This window comes from Serinibacter arcticus, assembly GCF_003121705.1.
In the GTDB taxonomy this organism is placed as follows: Bacteria; Actinomycetota; Actinomycetes; order Actinomycetales; family Beutenbergiaceae; genus Litorihabitans.
In genome coordinates, this window is record NZ_PYHR01000002.1 from 1,696,984 (window position 1) to 1,719,501 (window position 22,518).

Consider the following 22,518-nt stretch of genomic DNA (forward strand, 5'->3'; position numbering starts at 1 on the left):
GCCGCACGGCGGTCCGGGCGGTGAGCGGCCTACAGTGGGCGCCGGACAGCACGCCGCCGTCCGTCGTCGTGCGCGTCGCAGGGAGGTCACGGGTGGAGATCCCGGCACCGCTCGTCGCCGCGCGCGACATCGTGGACCGCGTCGCCCGACGCTCCCCCGCCCGCCTCGCCGTCACCGTGTTCGCCTCGGTGATCGCCGTCATCACGTTCCTGCTGTGGCAGCCGGCGGCCACCACGAGCGGCGAGCGCCCGACCTTCGTGGACGCGCTGTTCACCGCCACCTCCGCCGTGTGCGTGACCGGCCTGACCACGGTCGACACCGCCACCTACTGGTCGCCGTTCGGGCAGGTGGTCATCGCCGTCGCGATCAAGATCGGTGGCCTCGGCGTCATGACGCTGGCCTCGATCCTGGGCCTGGCGGTCTCCCGGCGGATCGGTCTCACGCAGCGGCTCCTGACCGCGAGCGAGACGAAGACGAACAAGCTCGGCGAGGTCGGCGGGCTGATCCGCGCGGTCATCGTCGCGTCCGTGGTGCTCGAGGTCGCGCTGGCGCTGATCCTCTTCCCCCGCTTCCTCACCCTCGGGCACGGCGCCGCCGACGCCGCCTGGGAGGCCACGTTCCTGTCGGTCTCGATCTTCAACAACGCGGGCTTCGTCATCATGCCGGAGGGCATGTACCCCTACGTGGGCGACTGGTGGATGTGCCTGCCGATCGTGGTGGGCACCTTCATCGGCGCCATCGGCTTCCCGGTGATCCTCAACGTCTGGACGCACCGGCACCAGCTCCGCCGCGTGGCGCTCCACACCAAGATGACGCTGGCCGCGAGCGGCGTGCTCGTCGTCGTCGGCACGGTGCTGATCGGCGCGTTCGAGTGGTTCAACGAGAAGACGTTCGGCGCGCTGCCCGTGGCCGACCGCATCCTCGCCTCGCTGGTCGCCGGCATGACGCCGCGTTCGAGCGGCTTCTCCACGGTCGACGTCGGCGAGATGCGTGAGGCGACGTGGTTCCTCACCGACGCGCTGATGTTCGTCGGTGGCGGCAGCGCCTCGACGGCGGGCGGCATCAAGGTCACGACGCTGGCGGTCATGCTCCTCGCGATCGTGGCCGAGTCGCGCGGTGACCGCGACATCGACGCGTTCCGACGGCGGATCGACCCGACCGTGCTGCGGCTGGCGGTCGCGGTGTCGTTCATCGGTGCGACTCTCGTCGGCATCGCGACGCTGCTCCTCCTGACGATGACGGACCTCACGCTGGACGTCATCCTGTTCGAGGTGATCTCGGCGTTCGCGACGTGCGGCCTCTCCACCGGCATCACCGCCGACCTCCCCGACGGCGCGCAGCTCGTGCTCGCCGCCCTCATGTTCTTCGGCCGCACCGGCACCATGACGCTGGCCGCGGCCCTGGCCCTGCGCAGCAGGCGCCGGGTCATCCGTCTGCCCGAGGAAAGGCCGATCATTGGTTGATGTGCGACCCGCGCGACCCGCTCGAGAGCGCCGCGCCGAGGTGGACTCCTCCACCGTCCTGGTGATCGGGCTGGGGCGGTTCGGCGCCGCCCTCGCCTCGACGCTGGACCAGCTCGGACGCCGGGTGCTGGGCGTCGAGCGCGACCCCGACCTCATCCGCACCTGGTCCGGGCGCATCCCGCTGGTCGAGGCGGACGCCACCAACCCCGAGGCCCTCGAGCAGCTCGGCGCACGCGACTTCCACACGGTGGTGGTCGGCGTCGGGACCGAGCTCGAGGCGAGCGTGCTCATCACGGGCAACCTCGTGGACCTCGAGATCCCGCAGATCTGGGGCAAGGCGATCTCCGCCGAGCACGGCCGCATCCTGCGCCGCATCGGCGCCCACCACGTCGTCTACCCCGAGTTCGACGCCGGGCAGCGGGTCGCGCACCTCGTGTCGGGGAAGATGCTCGACTACATCGAGATGGAGGACGGCTTCACGATCGTGAAGATGCGTCCGCCCCAGGAGCTGCACGGTTTCACGATCGCGCAGGCGCAAGTGCGCAAGCGCTACGGCGTGACGATCATCGGGGTCAAGGCTCCGGGCGTCCCGTTCCAGTACGCCCTCGACGAGACCCGGATCGACGGCGACGACCTGCTCATCGTCTCGGGCGACTCGACGCTGCTGGAGCGGTTCGCGGCGCGGCCGTAGGGGCGTCGTCGCCGCTGCGGGCTCCGCCCACCCCGGGGTTGCGGCGCACCCCCGTCTCCTCACGCGCCCCAACCCCGGGCTCACCACCGCCGCACCCCGCCCACCCCGGGGTTGCGGCGCACCCCGCCCCCCTCACTCGCCCCAACCCCAGGCTCACCCTGCTCGCCGGCGTTCCGACACCGGTGCACTCCAGGCACCCGCACGGTCCAGGACGTCGCGCACCTGACGAACCATCGTTCCGCCTACCCCGAGGTGCTCCGCCCAGTAGTCCAGGACGCGAGCCCTCTCCGTGGCCACCACGGCGTTCCTCCGGGTGTCGTCCCGGACCGCGACCCCGTGATACTCGCGGCCGTTGAGCTCCACGATGAGCCAGGAACCGTCGGGGAGCCGGAACCCGATGTCGCCTCGGGCGACGAGGACGCCGCTGGCGTCGACGATCCGGACCTGGATGTCGGTCGGCCGGAGGCCCGCCGCGTCGAGGTCGTAGTAGGCCCACGACTCGAGCGGCGACTCCCTCCGCCCGTCGACCAGCGCCCACACCACCGCCAGCCCTGCCGCGCCACGCCGCCCGACGAGGAGCGCCCTGACCTCGGCGACCTCCTCCTCCGTGACGACCTGGCGGTGCAGCGCGCTGTCGAGCATCCCGAGCGCGGTGCGGGGGGAGCATCGCGGCAGCGCCTGCGCCAGTGCATCGACCGGATGGGCGCACCGAAAGGCACCGACCTGAACGGGCGAACGCGTCAGGGACACCTCCCGACACCGGAGCCCGTCCCGGTCCGAACGCGCAGAACCGCAGGTCACCTCCGGGGAGTGGACGGGCAGTCCCCAGACCCCGTGACACGCGAGAGCGGAGAACCCGACCGCCGTCGCCCGCCCACCGAACGCGAGGAGTGCGAGAGCTGCAGCGCGACGGTGCCTTGCATCGGGTCGTAGCTGCAGGGGGCTCGAGGAGGCGACGTCGTAGACGCCCCGCGTAGGTCGCCGCCAGCGTCCGGTCAGGACCCGGCGCTTCGCGACGGCGACCGAGACGCCGCACATCGCGAGCTGGGACGACGTGAGGAGGCCGTGCTGGGTGGTCGCCAGCCGCACGACCGCCGCGGGCAGGAGGTCGGCGAGCACCGGAGCTCGCAACGACGTCGGAGCGGCGGTGCTGCTGGTGTCGAGCAGCACCGGGACCGGTGCCCTCACGATCGGGGGCAGTCGTCTCTCGGCCGAGGTCGGGGTGGTGTCGGTGCCCATGCCCGAGGGAACCGCGACCCCGCAGCTCACCGCCAAGGTGTCGACCGACGATCTGCACATTCCGACGCGGCGTCCCCCTGGGGACAGCGCTCGGCTGGCTGACGCCTCATCTGCGCCCCTCGCTCACCCGCCCCAGCCCACCCAGGGGTCCGGGCGCACCGCAACCCACCCGCACACCCCAACCCCGGCCTCACCGCACCACCCACCATCCAGCAGTCCAGGCGCACCGCAACCCACCCGCACACCCCAACCCCGGCCTCACCGCACCACCCACCACCCAGCAGTCCAGGCGCACCGCAACCCACCCGCACACCCCAACCCCGGCCTCACCGCACCACCCACCACCCAGCAGTCCAGGCGCACCGCAACCCACCCGCACACCCCAACCCCGGCCTCACCGCACCACCCACCACCCAGCAGTTCAGGCGCACCGCAACCCACCCGCGCACCCCAACCACGGGGTCGCCACCCCACACCACCCACCACCCAGCAGTTCAGGCGCACCGCACCCCACCCGCGCACCCCAGCCCCGGGGTCGCCGCCCTCCCCCGACCGTCCTCCCCCGCGCGGCCTCCGCCACGCGACTGATGCGCCGGACCGGCCCGGCGGGTTCTCATGGAGTCATGAGCTCCTCGACCCGCAGACACGCCCCCGCCGCGCTCGTGGCCGCGCTCGCGCTCGTCCTCGGCGCCTGCAGCGGCCCCGCCGACGACGCGACCGACACGCCGTCGACCACCGAGGACGCGACGTCCGCCTCCCCCACCGAGCCCGCCTCCGAGGAGACCGAGGCGGCCGAGGTCGTCGAGATCCCCGCCACCACGGTCGGGAGCAGGTCACCTGGACGATCGCGGCGCTGGCTCCCGATGCCGTCGTCGACCCCGCGGACGCGCAGGCCCGGCTCGCCCCGGCCGTCACCGCCCAGCTCGACGGCGCCGGTCTCGTGCAGGCCTTCGCAGGCGTTGCCGCCACCGGCCCCTGGGAGCCGATCGGCTACGAGGGCGACGACACCTCCGCCGTCGTGCAGCTGCGGGACGCGGGCGGCGAGAAGCTGGAGCTCACGCTCGCTCTCGACGCCGCCGGCCTGATCGAGCGCCTGTTCTTCCAGCCCGCCTTCGAGCACACGCCCGCGACCTCGTGGGAGGAGCTCGGCACCGCCGTCGAGAACCTGCCCGCCGAGACGACGCTCGTGGTCACGGACGTCACCGACCCCGACGCCCCCGAGGTGGTCTTCAGCTCCGGCGAGGAGGGCGCCTTCCCCGTCGGCTCGATCGTCAAGCTGTACGTGCTCGGCGCCGTCGTCGACGCGGTCGAGGCGGGGACGCTGACGTGGGAGGACACGCTCACCGTCACCGACGACCTCAAGAGCCTGCCGAGCGGCGAGCTCCAGGACGCCCCGAGCGGCACCACGGTCACCGTCCGCGAGGCCGCCGAGGCGATGATCGCGATCAGCGACAACACCGCCACCGACATGCTCGTCGCTGCCGTCGGTCGCGAGGCCGTCGAGACGCAGCTGGCCGAGATGGGCCACCACGACCCCTCCCTGAACATCCCGCTGCTCACGACGCGCGACCTGTTCGTGATCGGGTGGGGCGACGACGCCACGCGCCGCACGACCTGGGCCGACGGCGACGAGACCGTCCGTCGTGACCTGCTCGCCTCGCTGCCCTCCGGGCTCCCCGGGGTCGACCCGCTGACGGTCTCGACGCCCGTCTGGCAGGACGGCGTGGACTGGTTCGCGACGCCGGAGGACCTCGTCGCGGCGCACCTCGCCCTGCAGAAGAAGGCGGAGACCCCGGCCGGTGAGCCGGTGCCGGACATCCTCGGCGCCAATCCGGGCTTCGCCCCCGAGGTGGCGTCGACCTTCGACGAGGTCGCGTTCAAGGGCGGAAGCTCCATGGGCGTGCTCGCGCTGAGCTGGTTCGTCTCCGGCCCCGACGGCGACCACGTCCTCACGCTGCAGGCCCGCAGCGACCAGCCGTCGCTGACCACCGACGGCCGGCCCTACCTGGCGGCGACGCAGGACGCGGTGATGCTCCTCGAGTGAGGCTCCTGGAGTCAGGCTCCGGCGAGACGCCGTCGGGATCAGACCTGGGGCGGTGTCGGCAGCGGCCACCACACGCCGTCGCCCCCGCTCCCGATGCCGGCGAGGCCGGCCAGCGCGAGCCCGACGGCGAGCCCCACCAGCAGCAGCACCCACACCTGCCGCACCGTCCCGCTCGGGGCCACGGACCGCCAGAACGCCCGCGCCCCGAGGCGCGTGGCGTCGGCGACCGGCACCCACCAGGCGGCGGTCAGCCCGGCCGCGAGCGCCAGCGGCGTGACGAGCAGCGACCAGCCCGCGGGCACCTGACCCACGAGCTCACCGGCCGCGACCGTCATGCCGAGCCACCACAGGCTCACGGCCACGATCGCGCCGACGCCCAGCGGGACCACCGCGGTGAGCAGCCCGAGGGCGACCATCGGGAGCGTCCACCCGACCGCGGCCCAGCGGTCGGAGGGGCGGGGCCCGTGCCCGAGCCGGCGCACGCGGGTGCGGCGTTCGACGAGCCCGAGCGCGGTCAGCAGCGCGAAGCCGATCCCCGCCGTCGTGACGGCGACGCCGGGCCAGCCGAACGCGAGCGCCACCACGAACGCGCCCGAGGAGACGACGAGCGCCCGCTGCGGTCGCGGCGGCAGCGCCCACGCCGGCGGCGGCGCCTGCGGGGCTGCCGCCCAGGGGACGTCGGCGGGGCCGCCCTGCCCGGCCGCGACGAGCCCCGGCGCCGCGGCGCCAGGCTGCGGGGAGACCAGCGGGGACGACGGCGAGGTCCGGCCGCGCTCGTCGGCCTTCCGTCCGCGACGGGAGCGGGACGGCGGGTACACGGTCGTGGCGTCGGCGCCCGGAGCCGCCCCCGCCGCCGCGGTGTCGACGCCCGCGGAGGTGCGAGGCTGCTGCGCCGGCGGTTGCGTCGTCGGCATCCGCCGCGTGGGCGCCGGTCCGGCACCCGGCCCTGCCCCGTCCCTTACCCCGGTACCGGCCCCGGCCCCGGCCCCGGCCGCAGCCTCGGGCTGCGCCGTCGTCCCCTCGCCCCGCCACGTCGGCCCGGGCGGTGCCGGCACCAGCGTGGTCGCGTCGGCCCCGGCGACGGGGCCGGGGGGCGCCGGGACGAGGGCGGTCGCGGCGGGGACCTCCTGGTCGACGCCGAGCGCGTCGTTCTCGAGCACCTGCAGCAGCACGTGCGGTTCGGGCCGCGCGGCGGGATCGGGTGCGAGGGCGTTCCGGAACGCAGCCGCCACCGCGGGCGAGAGGTGGTCGAGATCGGGCCGCGCCGTCGTCATCCGTCCCAGGACGGCCTCCATCGGGCCGCGACCGAACGGCGGCCGACCCGTGGCCGCGAAGAGCAGCACCGCGGCCCAGCCGAACCAGTCCCCCGCGCGGCCGAGCGCGCCGCCCGACAGCGTCGCGGGGTCGAGGAACCCCGGGGTCCCGGTGACGAAGCCGGTGTGGGTGAGGCGGTCGTCGTCGGCCAGCTGCGCGATGCCGAAGTCGATGAGCACGGGGCCGTCGTAGGTGACCATGACGTTGCCCGGCTTGAGGTCGCGGTGCAGCAGCCCGGCGTCGTGCACCTGCGCGACGGCCTCGAACAGGCCCTCCGCGAGCGGGTGGAGGTCGACCGGGTCGAAGGCGCCCTCCTGGGCGACGGACTCCTCGAGGCTCAGTCCCTCGACGAGGTCCGTGACGACGAACGCGAGGTCGTCCTCCACCTCGGCGTCGAGCACCCGCGCCACGCGGTTCCCGCGCACGCGGTGGAGGTTGGCCACCTCGCGCGCCAGCCGTGAACGCGCGTCCGGGTCGGCGCTGATCGCGGGGTGCAGCAGCTTGATCGCGACGGCGGAGCCCTCGGCGTCGCGCGCCTCCCAGACCGTCCCCATGCCCCCGGACCCGAGACGGTGCACGAGGGTGTACCCCCCGACCTCGTCCCCGGCGCTGACCATGGGGAAGAACGTATCCCGAGGGTGCGGCCGGTCGCCGGGTGCCGCGCGGCGATGGGGAGTTCTCCCCACCGGCCCGATCCCCACGCCGGCCTGCCCTCTGCCTAGCGTGATCCCAGGACGACGAGAGGAGCGTGACGTCATGGGCGACACGGTGTGGTTGGACCCGGCGGGGCTGCGCAGCGTGGCCGGCAAGGTTCGCGAGGTGGAGACGCCGCTGACGGAGGCGGCACCCGACGTCGCGACGGCCTCGAGCGCGTCGGGATCGGCCGGTCACGACATCGCCGCGGACGCGCTGTCGAAGTACGCCTCGTGGTGGGATCCGTTCGCCACCAGCCTCCGCGGCGTCGCGAGCGCCGCCGCGACGACGATGGAGAGCGTCGCCGACGCCTACACCGCGACCGACGACGCGTCCGCCGACGCGTTCGTCCGGGCCACGACCGGGCCCGGGACCGGGGCGGTGCCCCGGTGAGCCTGTTCACCCGTCCCGACGGGAGTCCCGAGGTGCTGCGGAGCACCGCGGCCGATCAACGGCGCGTGCACACGACGACCGAGACGGCTGCGGCCGATCTCCGGCGCGAGGGCGGTTCGCTCGGTGACGTGTGGGAGGGCGACTCCTCGCTCGTCGCCGTCACGAGCCTCAACGGCCTCGCCACCCTCGTGGAGGAGCTGTCCGGAGCCGCACAGCGCGCCTCTGCCGCGATCGACACCTACGCCACGGCTCTGGAGACCTTCCAGGACGAGGTCGACGACCTCAACGCCCGGCACGCGACGGCGCTCGCCCGGTACCAGCGCCGCCCGAACCCGCCGACGACCCCCGAGGAGTCCGTCGAGGCGCAGGACGAGGTGACGGTCTTCGACACCGCGGTGCTCGGGCTCTGGGAGGAGTACCACGACGCCAAGGACACGTTCGAGGACGCGGCGCTGGCGCTGGTCCAGGTGATCGACGCCGACATGCCGCCCCACGTGCCGGAGCACGCCGAGGGCATCAACGACTACCTGCAGGGCCTGATGATCGACTGGATGCAGGAGGTGCCGATCCTCCAGGACTTCCACCAGCTCGTCGAGGCGGGGATGAACCTCGCCCCGGTGCCGGCCGCCGCACTCAGCGTGTACACGAACATCAGCAAGATCGTCGACCACGTGCGCACGGGCACGCCGCTGACCTCGAACGGCATCTTCGGCCGTTTCCTCGACACGAAGCTGAAGATCCCGCCCGCCTTCCTCAACGGCATGGCCACCGGCAGCGTCTCCGGTCCCCTCTCGCGCCTGCTGATGGGGGCCCCGGTCTCCGTGAACGGTGTCCTCACGGCGAGCCGGACCCAGAGCCTGCTCACGCTCGCCCGGGGCAACACCGCCCTCGGCACCGTGGGCAACGTCGGGATGCTCCGCGGTCTGGGCATCGTGGGCGGCGTGGCCTCCACGGGACTGAGCCTGGCGAACGTCATCTCGCAGGGGAACCCGGTGGACGCCTTCAGGGCCAACGGCACCGAGTACGTCCAGGACATCGCCGAGGTCGGGTTCAACGCGTCGCTCACCGCCGCGATGATCGCCCCCAATCCGGTGACGATCGGCGCCGCCGCCGTCACCGGGGTCATCTACGGCGGCCTCGCCGTCTGGAACAACCGTGAGGCGATCGCCGACGGTATCGGGGAGGCCTGGGACGCGACCACCGACTTCGTGGACGACGTCGGCGACGCGATCGGTGACGCGGCGGAGAACGTCGGGGACGCGATCGGCGACGCCGTCTCCTCGCTCAACCCCTTCGACTGACCCCGGCCCCCCGCGGAGCGCTCGACGCCACGCGCGTCGCCGCGCCTGTCCTACCCTGAATCCGTCCTCAGCCCCCGAAAGGCCCCCGCCATGCCCACGATCGACTCGGGCCGCCAGCGCGCGCGGCTCACGCACGAGCACCTCGACGTCGTCACCCACCTCCTGCACGGGCAGCCGGTTCCGGCGGGGCGCGCCGACGCCGAGCGCGAGCTGACCGACGCCGGCCTCCTGCGCTCGGGAGCACCGGTGGAGTTCCTCGCCGAGCTGGTCGCGCAGCTCACGCAGGCGGAGATCTCGATCGACGTCGAGATCTCCGGACGGGACGGGGTCTCGACCCACGGCGCCCTGCTGACCTCGACCCTGTGCTGGACCGTGCAGGGGTGGCCGGGCACGGAGGAGAAGGAGTACGCGCTGCTGGACCCCCGGCTCCTGCCGACCTGGCTCGCCGCCACGCTGGGGCTGAGCACCGAGGGAAGCAGCGAGAGCGAGCCCGAGGTCGACTCGACCGTCGGGGCCCTCGACGCCGCGCTCGCCACCCGCGGCGCCCTGGAGGCGAGGCTCGACGCCGGCGGCAGCCTCCTGGACGGGGCGGCCGAGACCCTGGGTGCGATCGGCGAGACCCCGGGCATCCCCCCTCGGCTCGCCGAGCTCCTGACCTTCGAGCGCCGCGCGTGGCGCGTGACCTGCTCCTGGCGTCAGGGCGACCAGCTGGCCGTCAGGGCGGTCGCCGTCGTCGACGCCGGCCCCCAGGGGCTGTGGCAGCGCGCGCTTCCCGCCGAGCCCGTCGGCCCGGAGCCCCTCCCTCCGACGACCGCCCTGCGCTTCCGGCGGCTCTCGCCCTCGGAGACGTTCCGTGCCGTGGGCGAGCTGGTTCCCCGGTCGACCGAGCGATGACCCCCGTCACCGGGGGCGGACCGGGCGGATCCGTCGGTCCCGCCGCCCCCGACCTCGGGCGGCTCGGCCTCCCCGCCCAGCAGCGGATCGACACCGGCACCGCCCCGATCTCGATGACGCTGCGCGGTCACGACCAGCGCGGCCCCGACGCCCTGGAGCTGTGGGGGGCGGGGGTTCCGACGCTCCTCGGCTCGCCGCAGGGCCGTCACCTGGCCTCCCCCCTCCCCGTCCGGGCCCTCCTGCCGGACCGGATCCTCGAGGGATTCCTCGGCACGCCGCCGCCCGAGGCGATGACCGCGCGCGTGGGGCGGGCCGTCTCGGAGCTGACCAACCCTGCCTGGTGGGTCCGACAGGTCACGAGCCGCGAGGAGAACGCGCACCCGCTGACCCTCGGCGAGACGCTCTGGTCGGTGCGGACCACCCGCGGCCGGACGTTCTCCTTCCGCCGGGGCGAGTCGGAGATCGCCACCATGGTCAAGGGCCGGATCAGCGCGACGGCGGAGCTGACCCCGCTCGACCACCTCGCCGTGGCGACGCTGTCGCTGGTGGCCGAGGAGACGACGATCACCTCCGCCTTCGCCGGCGAGGCGGGCGTGGAGCCCCTCCCGCAGGACCCGCTCGCCCCGACCGGAGGCCCGCGATTCCCGGTCGGACCGGACGGCGCACCGGCCGAGCAGCTCCACCGGTGCCCGCACGGTGACGTCTGGGTCAGCGGGCGCGAGACCGCCGACGGCGGCCGGACCTGGACCACCACCGCCTGGGGGCCTGCCGTGCCGACGGCGACGGTGACCGTCCCGCTCCTCGGCGGCCGGTCGGGGTCGGCCCGGGTGACGGTGCACCTGTCCGGGGCCACCCGGACGGCCGAGTTGGCACCGGGCGGGTCGCCCACGGCGCCGGGCGACGCGCCCGAGACCGATCGGGGACTCCTGGGACGCGCCCGTGACGCCGTCGCCGGCCGGCCCGCCACCGCCGTCGACCTCACGCTGGATGGCCGGACGTGGAGCGTGCTGCCGCAGGACCGGCTGACCCGCACCGTCACCCGCGGCGGGACGGCCCTGGCGTCGTGGTGGGGCCCCGATCTGGTCGTGCACGAGGCGGCGGACCCGCTCGACACGGCGATCGCCGTCGCCCTCCACCACGCGCAGATCTGAGCCGGAACGGGCCACCGACCCCGCCAACGCTCGCCGCCACCCCACCCGCCGCCTACGGTGGAGGGTGTGAGTACAGCAGCCGCAGACCACACGACCACCGGCGGCACGGTCCCCGACCCCGACCCTGCCTCCCCCACCGACCCGACCGGCACCAGGACGGCGGGCGAGTACGACCTCGTCGTCGTCGCGAACCGCCTCCCCGTCGACGTGACGGTCACCGACTCCGGCATCGAGACCACGCGGGCGCCCGGCGGCCTGGTCACCGCGCTCGCGCCGATCATGCGAGACGCCGACGGCGCCTGGGTGGGCTGGGCCGGCACCCCCGACCTCGAGCTCGACGCGTTCGACGACGACGACATCTTCATGGTCCCGGTGGACCTCAGCGCGACCGAGGTCGAGGCGTACTACGAAGGTTTCTCCAACGGCACCCTGTGGCCGCTGCTGCACGACGCCGTCGTCGACCCCGAGTTCCACCGCGCCTGGTGGAACTCCTACGTCACGGTCAACCGCCGGTTCGCGACGGCGGCCGCCAAGGCCGCGGCCCCGGGCGGGACCGTGTGGGTGCAGGACTACCAGCTGATGCTGGTCCCGAGCCTGCTGCGAGCGCTGCGGCCCGACCTGAAGATCGGCTTCTTCCTCCACATCCCGTTCCCGCCGCCGGAGATCTTCTCCCAGCTGCCGTGGCGCAAGCAGGTCGTCGAGGGCATGCTCGGCGCGGACCTCGTGGGCACGCAGCGGGTCAGCGACGCCGCGAACATCCTGCGCTCGGTCCGTCGCCACACGGACCTCACCACCCGCGGCCAGGTCGTCACGGTCGGTGGCCGGTGGACGCGCCCCGAGCGCCACGTGCGCATCGCCGCGTTCCCGATCTCCATCGACACGACGGCGATCGCCGCGCTGGCCGAGACGCCTGAGGTGATCGAGCGGGCGGCCCAGATCCGGCGCGAGCTCGGCGATCCCGCCGTCATGCTGCTCGGCGTCGACCGTCTCGACTACACCAAGGGCATCCGGCACCGCCTCAAAGCCTTCGGCGAGCTCCTCGAGGACGGTTCGGTGAGCGTGCCCGACGTGACGCTCGTCCAGGTGGCCAGCCCTTCCCGCGAGCAGGTGGAGCGGTACAAGGTGCTGCGCGACGACGTCGAGGTGACGGTCGGCCGCATCAACGGCGACCACGGCGCCCTCGGCAAGGCCGCCATCCACTACATGCACCACTCCTACCCGCTGGAGGAGATGGTCGCGATGTACCGGGCGGCCGACGTCATGCTCGTCACGGCGCTCCGCGACGGCATGAACCTGGTGGCGAAGGAGTACATCGCCGCCCGGACCGACCTCGACGGCGTGCTGGTGCTGAGCGAGTTCGCCGGTGCCGCCGACGAGCTGGGCCAGGCGCTCATCATCAACCCGCACGACATCGACGGCCTCAAGCGGGCGATCATGGAGGCCATCTCGATGAGCTCCCGGGAGAAGCGACGGCGGATGAGATCGCTGCGCCGTCGGGTCATCGACTCCGACGTGCAGTCCTGGGCCGCCTCGTTCCTCGGGACGCTGCGCGCGACGCCGGCGCGGGACAGCCATGTCTGAGGCGCCCGTGGTGCCGGGTGAGGCGTTCGCCTCCGCTTCGGAGGTGCACGACGCCGTGGCTCGCGTCGCGTCGTCGGCGCACCTCGCCGTCGCCCTCGACTTCGACGGCGTGCTCGCCCCCCTGGGCGACGACCCGATGGGCGTGACGATGGCCCCCGGCGCGGCCGAGGCCCTCACGGCGCTCGCCGCCCTGCCGGCCACGACGCTGGCGCTGGTCTCCGGACGACGCCTCGTCGATCTCGTGACGCTCGCGTCGCCGCCGGTGGGCACCCTGCTGGCCGCGTCGCACGGGGCCGAGCACGGTCACGTCGAGGACTCGGGCGTGGTCACGGACCCGCTGGACGCCGACGCCGCCGAGTCCGACCTCCTGGAACGGTTGGACGAGGCGCTCACCGCGATCGCCGGGGACACCCCCGGCGTCTGGGTCGAGCGCAAGACGTTCGCGCGCGTGCTCCACACACGCACCGCGGAGGCCCCCGAGGCCGCGGCGGCGACCGACCGCGCGGTCGAGGGGCCGGCCTCCTGGGACGGTGTGCACGCGATCGTGGGCAAGTCCGTGGTCGAGCTGGCGGTGCGCTCGGTGACGAAGGCCGACGGCGTGGCGTGGGTCCGCGAGAGCGTGGCCGCCCGGGCGGGGGTCGAGGCGAGCGAGGTCGCCGTCGTGTTCGCCGGTGACGACACGACCGACGAGAACGCGCTCCTCTCGCTCGGCGTGGACGACCTCGGCGTCAAGGTGGGTCACGGGGAGACCGCGGCGACGCTCCGGATCGCCGACGAGCCCGCCGTCGTGGACCTGGTGCGCGCGCTGATCGCCGCGCGGGCCTGACACCGGGGCGCCCCGGCGCGCAAGCCGGCCGCGCCCTTGTGGTCGCAGGGGCTGGTCGACCGTGCCCTTGTGGTCGCTGCAGGCGTCGAATCACGACCACAGGGGCGCGCTCGAACGGCCCGACGCGCCCTCCTGGTCGCGAGAACGATCCGACCGCTCCCTTGTGGTCGCGACGCCGACCCGACCGCTCCCTCGCGGTCGCTGTACGTGGCGGATCGCGACCACGCGGGCGCAGTCGGGGACGCCACAACCACCGAGCGCGGGTGGCGCGCGTGTCATTCGCCTCGGTGACCTGGCACGCACGTCGACTGTCCCCAGGACACGAACGTGTGGCCTCGATCCCCGCCTGCTCCGGACGCCCTGGCGCGCGGCGTCGACGTCGGGTGGTCTTCACCGATGTCCCCCACCACCCTTCCCGTTCTCCGTCTCGTACCTGACGACCTCCTGGTCGGCGCGCTTCGAGAGGTCGCCGTGCGACAGCTCGGAATCCTCTCCGTCGCCCAGCTGAGGGATCACGGCGTCACCCGCTCCACCGTGCGGAACCGCGTCGAGAAGCGCCGCTGGCGCTCGGTCGCGCGCGGCGTCGTCGACGTCGGAGCCGTTCCCCCGGACCAGCTCCACCCGGCCGAACGCCTGACGCGGTCAGCGGTCCTCGGCCTGGTGGCGCGAGGTCCGGACGCGATCGCCGTCGGGCTCTCGGCACTGGCGCTGTTCGGGGTGTGGGGTGTCCCGCTGAACACTCCCCCGCAGGTGACCAAACCGGACGCGAGCGGACGGAAGAAGCGGGCCGAGGTCGTCTGCCGACGCTTCGTGCCCGGCGACTCGATCACTCACGTGAACGGATTCCGGGTCGTCACGGCCGACCGGGCACTGGCGCAGGCGATCGTCGAGGTGGACGCGCGGACAGCTCTGGGTCTGCTGGACAGCGCGCTGCACCGAGGGGTCATCGACGTCGGCGACCTCGAGCGGGTCAGCTCGCTCGCCTCCCGTCGGCGAGGCGCCAGGAAGATCTGGGACGTGTGGCGGCTGGTGGACGGACGGCGCGAATCGCCGCTGGAGTCCTGGGCCTACTACGACCTCGTCGCCGCCGGGCTGACCCCGACCGACATCCAGGTGACCTTCCGAGACTCCTTCGGCCGGGTCCTCGCCCGCGCGGACATCGGCTTCAAGCTGCCCGACGGGAGCTGGCTGCTCATCGAGCTCGACGGCAGGGAGTACCACCCGCCCGGGCTGGCCGGCGTCGAGGAGTCGCGCGACAACACCCTCTCGATCGATGCCTTCGGCACGACGCTCCGGTACCGCGGCCATCACCTCGGACCGCGGGGGCAGATGATCCGCGAGGTTCGCCGGGCGCTCGAGGCACGGCACTGGGTGCCTGCACGGGCCGCTGCGGCGTGAGTCGGGCACCCGGACCGCGCCCTTGCGGTCACGTCGCCTCGCCCACCGTGCCCTTGTGGTCGCTGTACGACGCCGATCACGACCACAAGGGCGCGTTCAAACCACCTGCGCGACCACAAGGGCGCGGTCACACCCGCCCCGGCGAGTGACCGACCTCACAGCGCCACCACTCCGTCTGTGGCACAATGGCTCCGCCTCACGAGCGTCGGCCACGGCCGAGCAGCGCACCGCGAGGCGTGTCAGCGCAGACGCACTGCCACTCTTCACAACGGATCGTCCGGCACGTACCTGCCGGTGAAGGGATTGCGATCACCTATGGCTACCGTCACCTACGACAACGCCACCCGCATCTACCCCGGGGCCACTCGCCCCTCGGTCGACGCCCTCAGCCTCGAGGTCGCGGACGGCGAGTTCCTCGTCCTCGTCGGCCCCTCCGGCTGCGGAAAGTCCACCTCGCTGCGCATGCTCGCCGGCCTCGAGGACGTCAACTCCGGCCGCATCCTGATCGGCGACCGCGACGTCACCGACGTGCAGCCGAAGGACCGCGACATCGCGATGGTGTTCCAGAACTACGCGCTGTACCCGCACATGTCCGTCGCCGACAACATGGGCTTCGCCCTGAAGATCGCCGGCACCCCGAAGCCGGAGATCCGTCAGCGCGTCGAGGAGGCTGCCAAGATCCTCGACCTCGAGCAGTACCTCGACCGCAAGCCGAAGGCCCTCTCCGGTGGTCAGCGTCAGCGTGTCGCCATGGGCCGCGCCATCGTCCGTCAGCCGCAGGTGTTCCTCATGGACGAGCCGCTGTCGAACCTCGACGCCAAGCTTCGCGTGCAGACCCGTACGCAGATCGCCTCGCTCCAGCGTCGTCTCGGCGTCACCACGGTCTACGTCACGCACGACCAGACCGAGGCCCTCACCATGGGCGACCGCATCGCGGTCCTCAAGGACGGCCTGCTCCAGCAGGTCGGCACGCCGCGTGAGATGTACGACACGCCCGCCAACATCTTCGTCGCCGGCTTCATCGGTTCGCCGGCCATGAACATCGGTGAGTTCCACATCGAGAACGGCGCCGCCAAGCTCGGCCCGGCGAGCATCCCGCTCTCCCGCGAGACCCTCGCCGGCGTCAGCGACGCCGACGGCGGCAAGATCAACCTCGGCTTCCGCCCGGAGTCGCTGGACGTCAGCGACGAGGGCTCCGAGGGCGCCTTCCCCGTCGAGGTCAACCTCGTCGAGGAGCTCGGCTCCGACGCGTTCGTCTACGGCCAGCTGGCCGGCGGCGGCGAGGCTGCCGAGCACATCTCCTCGGGCGCCGGTCAGGCCCAGATCATCGTGCGCGTCGACCCGCGCCGCGTCCCGGCCAAGGGTTCGCGTCTCTGGGTCAAGATCCGCCAGGGCGAGCAGCACCACTTCGCGTCCGCCTCGGGTCTGCGTCTGCCCAACTGACGCCAGCCCCACCCAGCACCACCGCGAGGGCGGTCCCGTCACCGGGGCCGCCCTCGCGGCACGTCCGGCCCCGCGAGCCTCGTGCAGCACCCGACGACACCGACGTCGTCGCCTCGCCCGGACGTCCGCACGCCCCACCCCCGCGGTACGGGAGAATGGACCCATGGCTCACACAGCTGAACCGATCATCGTCGCCAGCGGCCTCCGCGCCGGGTACCTGGGCGAGGAGGTCCTCCGCGGCATCGACCTCACGATCGCGCGCAAGGACGCCCCCGTCGGCATCGTCGGGCCCTCGGGCGCCGGCAAGTCGACGATCGTCCGCGCCCTCATGGGGATCATCACGCCCTACGCCGGGTCCGTGACCTTCCGCGGCCGCACCGTGAGCAAGCTGCGCCGCGGCGACCGCAAGATCTTCGCCGGCGAGGTCCGCCGGGTCTCCCAGGACGGCGTCCCCACCACCGACCCGCGCCTCACCGCCGAGGCGTACCTCAAGGGCGCGCTCAAGGACGCCCGCAAGGCGGGCCGGACGCACGGCACCACGATCGAGGGGCTGCTGAACTTCGTCGCCCTCGAGCAGCACTTCATCGGTCGCCGCATCATCACGATGTCGGGCGGCGAGCGCCAGCGCCTCGCCCTCGCCCACGCCCTGGCGACCCGCCCCGACGTCCTCATCCTCGACGAGCCGCTGACCGCGATCGACCCCGGCCTGCGCTCGGAGGTCCTGCGCCGCGTCAAGGAGCTGACCGTCGACCTCGGCATCAGCGTGCTGCTGGTCTCCCACGACCTCGAGTCGGTCGACCGCCTGTGCCCCACGGTGCACGCGCTCGCCGACGGCGTGTTCGTCCAGAGCGGTCCCCTCTCGGAGATCCTCGCGGCCCCGGCCCACCCCGTCGTGGCCGATCTCGCCGCCGCGGCCCCGCTGACGGCCCAGCGACTGCGCTGACCACCGGCCACCCCCGGCCACGTCGCGACGCCCCACCCCGGCTCCCCGAAGGACCTCCCGTGTCGAACCGTCTGCAGATCACCGCAGCCTCCCCCGATCCCGCGCTCCTCACGCTCCCGTGGCACATCCCGCTGGAGGAGTGGCCGGAGGAGGTGCTGGCCGCGCTCCCCCGCGGGCTGTCGCGCCACGTGGTCCGGTTCGTCAAGCTCTCGGGGCGCGTGATCGCCGTCAAGGAGATCGGCGAGACCGTGGCCCACCGCGAGTACGAGCTGCTCCGCCAGCTCTCGCGGATCGACGTCCCCTCCGTCGAGCCGGTCGGCGTCATCACCGGCCGCCGCAGCCGCGACGGCGAGGAGCTCAACTCGGTCCTCATCACCGAGCACCTCCAGTTCTCGCTGCCCTACCGCGCGTTGTTCAGCCAGTACCTGCGACCCGACACCGCGACACGCCTCATCGACGCCCTGGCCGTCCTGCTCGTGCGCCTGCACCTCAACGGCTTCTACTGGGGCGACGTCTCGCTCTCCAACACGCTGTTCCGGCGCGACGCCGGCGCCTTCGCCGCCTACCTCGTCGACGCCGAGACCGGTGACCTCCAGGAGCGCCTCACCGACGGTCAGCGCGGCTACGACCTCGAGATCGCCCGCGTCAACGTCATCGGCGAGCTGATGGACCTGGAAGCAGGCGAGATCCTCGACTCCTCGGTCGACACCGTCACCGTCGGCGAGATGCTCGTCGTGCGCTACGAGGAGCTCTGGAAGGAGCTGACGGTCTCGGAGTGGTTCGAGCCGGGCGACATGTGGCGCGTGCAGTCCCGCATCAGCCGCCTCAACCACCTCGGGTTCGACGTCGGCGAGCTCGACATGTCCACGGACGTCGACGGCACCCGGATCCGCATCCAGCCCAAGGTCGTCGACGCCGGGCACCACCACCGCCGCCTCATGCGTCTCACGGGGCTGGACGTCCAGGAGAACCAGGCCCGCCGGCTGCTCAACGACATGGACGCCTACCGGGCGGCCATGGACCGCCAGGGCGAGGACGAGGAGTTCGTCGCGCACGACTGGCTGACGAACATCTTCGAGCCAGCGATCCGCGCCGTCCCCCGCGAGCTGCGCGGCAAGCTCGAGCCCGCGGAGATCTTCCACGAGCTGCTCGAGCACCGCTGGTACCGCTCGCAGGAGGCCCAGCGCGACCTCCCGCTGCTCGAGGCGGTGCCGACCTACATCGACCAGGTGCTGCGCCACCGGCCGGACGAGAAGGCGGTCCTCGGCCTCGACACGGCCACGCTCCGCGCGCTGGACGAGGACGACGAGATCATCGGCTGAGAGCCGGGTCGGCCGAACCCGCACCACCCCGAGCACGACGACGGGCGCCCACCTCTCGCGAGGTGGGCGCCCGTCGTCGTGCTACCGGTCCTGAGCTCAGCCGCGAGCGCGCGCGACCTCGTAGAGCGCGAGCGACGCGGCGACGGAGGCGTTGAGGCTCTCCACGCTGGAGGTGATCGGGATCGAGGCGATCACGTCGCACGTGTCGCGCACGAGGCGCGACAGCCCCTTGCCCTCGGCCCCGGCCACGAGCACCACGGGACCGTCGGCGACGTCGAGGTCGCCGATCTGGGTCGAGCCGTCGCCGGCCAGGCCGACGACGAAGAACCCGGCCTGCTGGAAGTCGCGCAGCGTGCGGGTGAGGTTGGTCGCGCGGGCGACGGGCACCCGGGCGGCCGCACCGGCCGAGGTCTTCCACGCGGCGGCGTTCACGCCCGCGGAGCGACGCTCGGGGACGACGACGCCGTGGGCGCCGAAGGCACCGGCCGAGCGGATGATCGCGCCGAGGTTGCGGGTGTCGGTGACGCCGTCGAGCGCCACGATCAGACCGGCCGTCCTCGAGGCGAGCGCCGCCTCGATCAGGTCCTCCGGCTCCGCGTACTCGTACTCGCCGACAGTGAGCAGCACGCCCTGGTGGATGCCGCGCTCGGCGAGGTTGTCGAGCTCGACCTTGGTCGTCTCGATCAGGGGCACGCCCTGGTTCAGGGCGAGCCGGAGGATCTCGCGGACACGGTCGTCGGCCTCGACCGTCGAGAGCACGTAGAGCGTCTTGGCCGGGACGCCGGCGCGCAGCGCCTCGACGACCGAGTTGCGGCCGTAGACCGTCTCGTCGCCGACGGCGCGGGCCGAGCTGCGGCTGCGGCCGGCCTGGCGGGAGCTCGCGGGGCGCTTCTCGTCGCGGCGTGCGGCCGCAGCGGCGCGCTTCGCGGCCGGGTGGTACGGACGGTCGACGGCCTTCGGCGTCGGGCCGCGTCCCTCGAGACCCTGCCGACGGTTGCCGCCGGAGCCGACGGTGGCGCCCTTCTTGCTGCCGGCCTTGCGCGTCGCGCCCCGCCGCTGGGAGTTTCCTGCCATCGTCACTGTCCCTTGATCGTCCAGCGGGCTCCGCCCGCCGCGTCCTCGACGACGACACCGGCCGCCGTCAGGACGTCGCGCAGCTCGTCCGCGCGCGTCCAGTCCTTCGCTTCTCTCGCCGCCCGACGCTGCGCCAGCACGCTCTCCACGAGCGAGCCCAGCGCGTCCTGCACGGCCCCCGAACCGTCCGCACCGTGCCACAGGTGCGCCAGCGGGTCCAGGCCGAGAACGTCAAGCATCCCACGGACCTGCAGCGCCGCGCTCCCGGCCGCCTCGGACTCTCCCGCCGCGAGGGCGGCGTTGCCCCGTCGGACGTGCTCGTGCACGACGGCGATCGCGGCGGCGACGTTCACGTCGTCGTCCATCGCGGCGACGAAGTCCGCGGGCAGCTCGACGCTCGCGACGGCGTCGGAGGTCGCCTCCGCCGTGGCCTCGGCGGCCCGCGTCACGAACCCGACCAGGCGCTCCCAGGTCGCGGCCGCCTCGGCGAGCGTGGCGTCGGAGAACTCGACCGTCGAGCGGTAGTGCACGCCCGCGAGCGCGAACCTGAGCACGGCCGGCGCCGTGCGCTCGAGCACCGCCGTCACGGACAGGTAGTTGCCGAGCGACTTGCTCATCTTCTCGCCGCCGGAGGTGACCCAGGCGTTGTGCAGCCAGTACTGCGCGAACCCGTAGCCGGCCGCGCGGCTCTGGGCCTGCTCGTTCTCGTGGTGGGGGAAGCGCAGGTCGATGCCGCCGCCGTGGATGTCGAAGCTCTCGCCGAGGTAGCGGCGTGCCATCGCGGAGCACTCCAGGTGCCACCCGGGCCGGCCGCGGCCGTACGGGGTGTCCCAGGACGCCGTCGCCGGCTCGGCGGCGCGCGGCGCCTTCCAGAGCGCGAAGTCGTGCGGACTGCGCTTGTCCGGTGCGGCGTCGGCGCTGCCGTCGACGCTGAGGTTCTCCAGCAGCTGGCGGGTCAGCGAGCCGTACTCGGGCAGCGAGCGCACGTCGAACCACACGTTGCCGGCGTCACCGACGTAGGCGTGGCCGCGCTCGACCAGCCGCGTCATCAGCTCGACCATGTCGGTGACGTGGCCGGTGGCACGGGGCTCGTAGGTCGGCGCCTCGATGCCGATCGCCTCGTAGGCGGCGGTGAACATCCGCTCGTGGGTGTAGGCCCAGGCCCACCACGGGCGGTCGGCCTCCCCGGCCTTCGTGAGGATCTTGTCGTCGATGTCGGTGACGTTGCGCACGAGCGTGACGTCGTAGCCGGAGCGGCGCAGCCAGCGCACGAGGACGTCGAAGGCGACGGCGGAGCGCAGGTGACCGACGTGCGGCTCGCCCTGGACCGTGGCCCCGCAGACGTACATCCCGACCCGACCGGGGGTGAGGGGGATGAACTCGCGCACGGAGCGCGTGGCGGAGTCGTACAGGTGCAGGGTCACGACGTCCACCCTAGCGACGACGAGGCCCGGAGCCGCTGCGGAGCCGCTCCGGGCCTCGTCGGTGACACGCTGCGCCCTCGGCGGTCAGGCCGGGGGCGATGGTCGATCAGGACGCGAGAACCTCGTCGAGGATGGCCTCGGCCCTGTCCTCGTCGGTCTTCTCGGCGAGCGCGAGCTCGGACACCAGGATCTGGCGAGCCCGGGCGAGCATGCGCTTCTCGCCGGCCGACAGACCGCGGCTGGTGTCGCGGCGGGAGAGGTCGCGGACGACCTCGGCCACCTTGATGACATCACCCGACGCGATCTTCTCGACGTTCGCCTTGTAGCGACGCGACCAGTTCGTGGGCTCCTCGGTGTACTCGGCGCGCAGCACCTCGAACACCTTGTCGAGCCCTTCGCGGCCCACGACGTCGCGAACGCCGACGAGGTCGACATTCTCTGCCGGGACCTCGATCTTCAGATCGCCCTGGGCGATCTTGAGAGTGAGATAGATCTTCTCCTCGCCGCGCAGCACGCGCGTGGAGATCTTCTCGATGAGAGCCGCACCGTGGTGCGGGTAGACAACAGTCTCGCCGACCTCAAAAGACATCTAGGGCACTCCCCTTTCCACGGCTTAGTCTACCACGGGTAAAGAGCAGGACTTCCCGCCCCACCTGCACGAATACCCCTGTCGGAGCGAATTGTCCGCCCGGTCCGGGCGGACGTGACGTGCGGCGTCGTGCGCCCGCTCCCGGTACGGTGAGGGGGTCCGCTCACGTCCTGCCTGGAGGATGCATGTCCCGCACCGTCACCCGGCTCGCCACTGGCGTCGTCGCCGGCGGCCTCGCCCTCGTCCTCTCGGCCTGCTCGCCGGTCCTGACCACGAAGCCGTACGCCTCGAGCGACGGTGCCCGCGTCACGTGGGAGGGCTCGAACTCGGTCAAGGGCGAGAACGTCCTCGTCCTCGCCGCCGCGGAGGGCGGTCCCGCCCGGATCGTCGGCGGCCTCACGAACATGACCTCCGAGAGCGTCGAGCTCACCTTCGGCTTCGTCGACGGCGAGTCCGAGACCCTCACCATCAACCCCCGCAGCACCGTGCTGCTCAACGGGACGGGCGAGAACGACGTCGTCCTGCAGGACGTGCCCGTCGGGCCCGGGGCGATCGTCCAGATGTCGTTCTCCACCCGGACGCTCGGCGAGGTCGTCCTGCCCATCCCGGTGCTCGACGGCACGCTCGAGGCCTACGCCGATCTCGTCCCCGAGCCGTACGAGGTGCAGCCGGCGGGCGCCGGCGGCTAACCGCCCTCCGCTCGCGACGACGACGCCCGGCCGGGTCTCCCCGGCC

General features: G+C 73.0%; 20 protein-coding genes and 1 pseudogene. 15 read left to right on the top strand and 6 right to left on the bottom strand.

Annotated elements, in window-relative coordinates; all coding sequences use genetic code 11:
• The first annotated feature begins 92 nt into the window (after positions 1–92).
• Positions 93–1,463 carry a TrkH family potassium uptake protein gene (locus C8046_RS07855; protein ID WP_109228957.1) on the top strand — a complete coding sequence of 457 codons (1,371 nt, stop codon included), beginning with the start codon at positions 93–95 and terminating at the stop codon, positions 1,461–1,463.
• A 40-nt stretch (positions 1,464–1,503) separates the two neighbouring features.
• A complete protein-coding gene (locus C8046_RS07860; protein WP_109228958.1) occupies positions 1,504–2,154 on the top strand; it encodes a potassium channel family protein in 651 nt (216 codons plus the stop codon).
• 153 nt (positions 2,155–2,307) lie between these two features.
• On the opposite strand, the gene C8046_RS07865 is transcribed toward C8046_RS07860, so the two are convergent.
• Both C8046_RS07865 and C8046_RS19260 read right to left on the bottom strand, forming a co-directional pair.
• The gene (locus C8046_RS07865; RefSeq protein WP_146197097.1) at positions 2,308–3,393 is read right to left on the bottom strand and encodes a type IV toxin-antitoxin system AbiEi family antitoxin domain-containing protein; all 1,086 of its coding nucleotides are present in this window, start codon (positions 3,391–3,393) and stop codon (positions 2,308–2,310) included.
• Between the two features lie 613 nt (positions 3,394–4,006).
• A complete protein-coding gene (locus tag C8046_RS19260; RefSeq protein ID WP_109228960.1) occupies positions 4,007–4,213 on the bottom strand; it encodes a hypothetical protein in 207 nt (68 codons plus the stop codon).
• Between the two features lie 18 nt (positions 4,214–4,231).
• On the opposite strand from C8046_RS19260, the pseudogene C8046_RS19725 reads away from it, so the two are divergent.
• Together C8046_RS19725 and C8046_RS19265 are read left to right on the top strand one after the other, a co-directional pair.
• A pseudogene (locus C8046_RS19725) lies at positions 4,232–4,468 on the top strand (Cpe/LpqF family protein); the annotation flags it as partial.
• Positions 4,442–5,437 carry a serine hydrolase gene (locus C8046_RS19265; protein WP_419183576.1) on the top strand — a complete coding sequence of 332 codons (996 nt, stop codon included), beginning with the start codon at positions 4,442–4,444 and terminating at the stop codon, positions 5,435–5,437. The pseudogene C8046_RS19725 and the gene C8046_RS19265, both read left to right, overlap by 27 nt.
• Positions 5,438–5,475: 38 nt before the next feature.
• On the opposite strand, the gene C8046_RS07880 is transcribed toward C8046_RS19265, so the two are convergent.
• Complete coding sequence (locus tag C8046_RS07880) at positions 5,476–7,368, bottom strand: serine/threonine-protein kinase (protein WP_158277167.1); 1,893 nt, start codon at positions 7,366–7,368, stop codon at positions 5,476–5,478.
• Between the two features lie 139 nt (positions 7,369–7,507).
• On the opposite strand from C8046_RS07880, the gene C8046_RS07885 reads away from it, so the two are divergent.
• The 10 genes from C8046_RS07885 (at position 7,508) to C8046_RS07930 (ending at position 18,696) form a co-directional block, all read left to right on the top strand.
• Positions 7,508–7,837 (top strand): hypothetical protein, encoded by a 330-nt coding sequence (locus tag C8046_RS07885; protein ID WP_109228963.1) that lies wholly within the window; start codon positions 7,508–7,510, stop codon positions 7,835–7,837.
• On the top strand, positions 7,834–9,138 hold the full coding sequence (locus C8046_RS18645; protein ID WP_199224414.1) for a WXG100 family type VII secretion target: 1,305 nt from the start codon (positions 7,834–7,836) through the stop codon (positions 9,136–9,138). Before C8046_RS07885 ends, C8046_RS18645 begins: the two co-directional genes overlap by 4 nt.
• Positions 9,139–9,228: 90 nt before the next feature.
• Positions 9,229–10,032 (top strand): hypothetical protein, encoded by an 804-nt coding sequence (locus tag C8046_RS07895; RefSeq protein ID WP_109228964.1) that lies wholly within the window; start codon positions 9,229–9,231, stop codon positions 10,030–10,032.
• The gene (locus C8046_RS07900) at positions 10,029–11,183 is read left to right on the top strand and encodes a hypothetical protein (RefSeq protein ID WP_109228965.1); all 1,155 of its coding nucleotides are present in this window, start codon (positions 10,029–10,031) and stop codon (positions 11,181–11,183) included. The genes C8046_RS07895 and C8046_RS07900 overlap by 4 nt, the downstream gene beginning before the upstream one ends.
• 66 nt (positions 11,184–11,249) lie before the next feature.
• Positions 11,250–12,764: an alpha,alpha-trehalose-phosphate synthase (UDP-forming) gene (locus C8046_RS07905; RefSeq protein WP_109228966.1), complete on the top strand. Its 1,515-nt coding sequence runs from the start codon at positions 11,250–11,252 to the stop codon at positions 12,762–12,764.
• Positions 12,757–13,590, top strand: coding sequence for a trehalose-phosphatase (gene otsB / locus C8046_RS07910; protein WP_109228967.1), 834 nt, complete (start codon positions 12,757–12,759; stop codon positions 13,588–13,590). Before C8046_RS07905 ends, otsB begins: the two co-directional genes overlap by 8 nt.
• A gap of 396 nt (positions 13,591–13,986) precedes the next feature.
• On the top strand, positions 13,987–14,988 hold the full coding sequence (locus C8046_RS07915; RefSeq protein ID WP_146197098.1) for a type IV toxin-antitoxin system AbiEi family antitoxin domain-containing protein: 1,002 nt from the start codon (positions 13,987–13,989) through the stop codon (positions 14,986–14,988).
• A 315-nt stretch (positions 14,989–15,303) separates the two neighbouring features.
• The gene (locus C8046_RS07920) at positions 15,304–16,431 is read left to right on the top strand and encodes an ABC transporter ATP-binding protein (protein ID WP_109228969.1); all 1,128 of its coding nucleotides are present in this window, start codon (positions 15,304–15,306) and stop codon (positions 16,429–16,431) included.
• Between the two features lie 163 nt (positions 16,432–16,594).
• Complete coding sequence (locus tag C8046_RS07925; protein WP_109228970.1) at positions 16,595–17,374, top strand: ABC transporter ATP-binding protein; 780 nt, start codon at positions 16,595–16,597, stop codon at positions 17,372–17,374.
• Positions 17,375–17,433: 59 nt separating this feature from the next.
• On the top strand, positions 17,434–18,696 hold the full coding sequence (locus C8046_RS07930; protein WP_109228971.1) for a DUF4032 domain-containing protein: 1,263 nt from the start codon (positions 17,434–17,436) through the stop codon (positions 18,694–18,696).
• A gap of 96 nt (positions 18,697–18,792) precedes the next feature.
• Here the strand turns inward: C8046_RS07930 and rlmB are convergent, their stop codons facing one another.
• The 3 genes from rlmB to C8046_RS07945 all read right to left on the bottom strand — a co-directional run bounded on the left by rlmB (position 18,793) and on the right by C8046_RS07945 (position 21,783).
• Complete coding sequence (gene rlmB, locus C8046_RS07935; protein WP_109230829.1) at positions 18,793–19,770, bottom strand: 23S rRNA (guanosine(2251)-2'-O)-methyltransferase RlmB; 978 nt, start codon at positions 19,768–19,770, stop codon at positions 18,793–18,795.
• 2 nt (positions 19,771–19,772) lie between these two features.
• Positions 19,773–21,194, bottom strand: a complete 1,422-nt coding sequence (cysS, locus tag C8046_RS07940) for a cysteine--tRNA ligase (protein WP_109230830.1) — start codon at positions 21,192–21,194, stop codon at positions 19,773–19,775.
• Positions 21,195–21,300: 106 nt separating this feature from the next.
• Positions 21,301–21,783: a CarD family transcriptional regulator gene (locus C8046_RS07945; protein WP_109228972.1), complete on the bottom strand. Its 483-nt coding sequence runs from the start codon at positions 21,781–21,783 to the stop codon at positions 21,301–21,303.
• 185 nt (positions 21,784–21,968) lie between these two features.
• Between C8046_RS07945 and C8046_RS07950 the strand changes: the two genes are divergently transcribed.
• Positions 21,969–22,472: a hypothetical protein gene (locus tag C8046_RS07950; RefSeq protein ID WP_109228973.1), complete on the top strand. Its 504-nt coding sequence runs from the start codon at positions 21,969–21,971 to the stop codon at positions 22,470–22,472.
• The last annotated feature ends 46 nt before the right edge of the window (positions 22,473–22,518 follow it).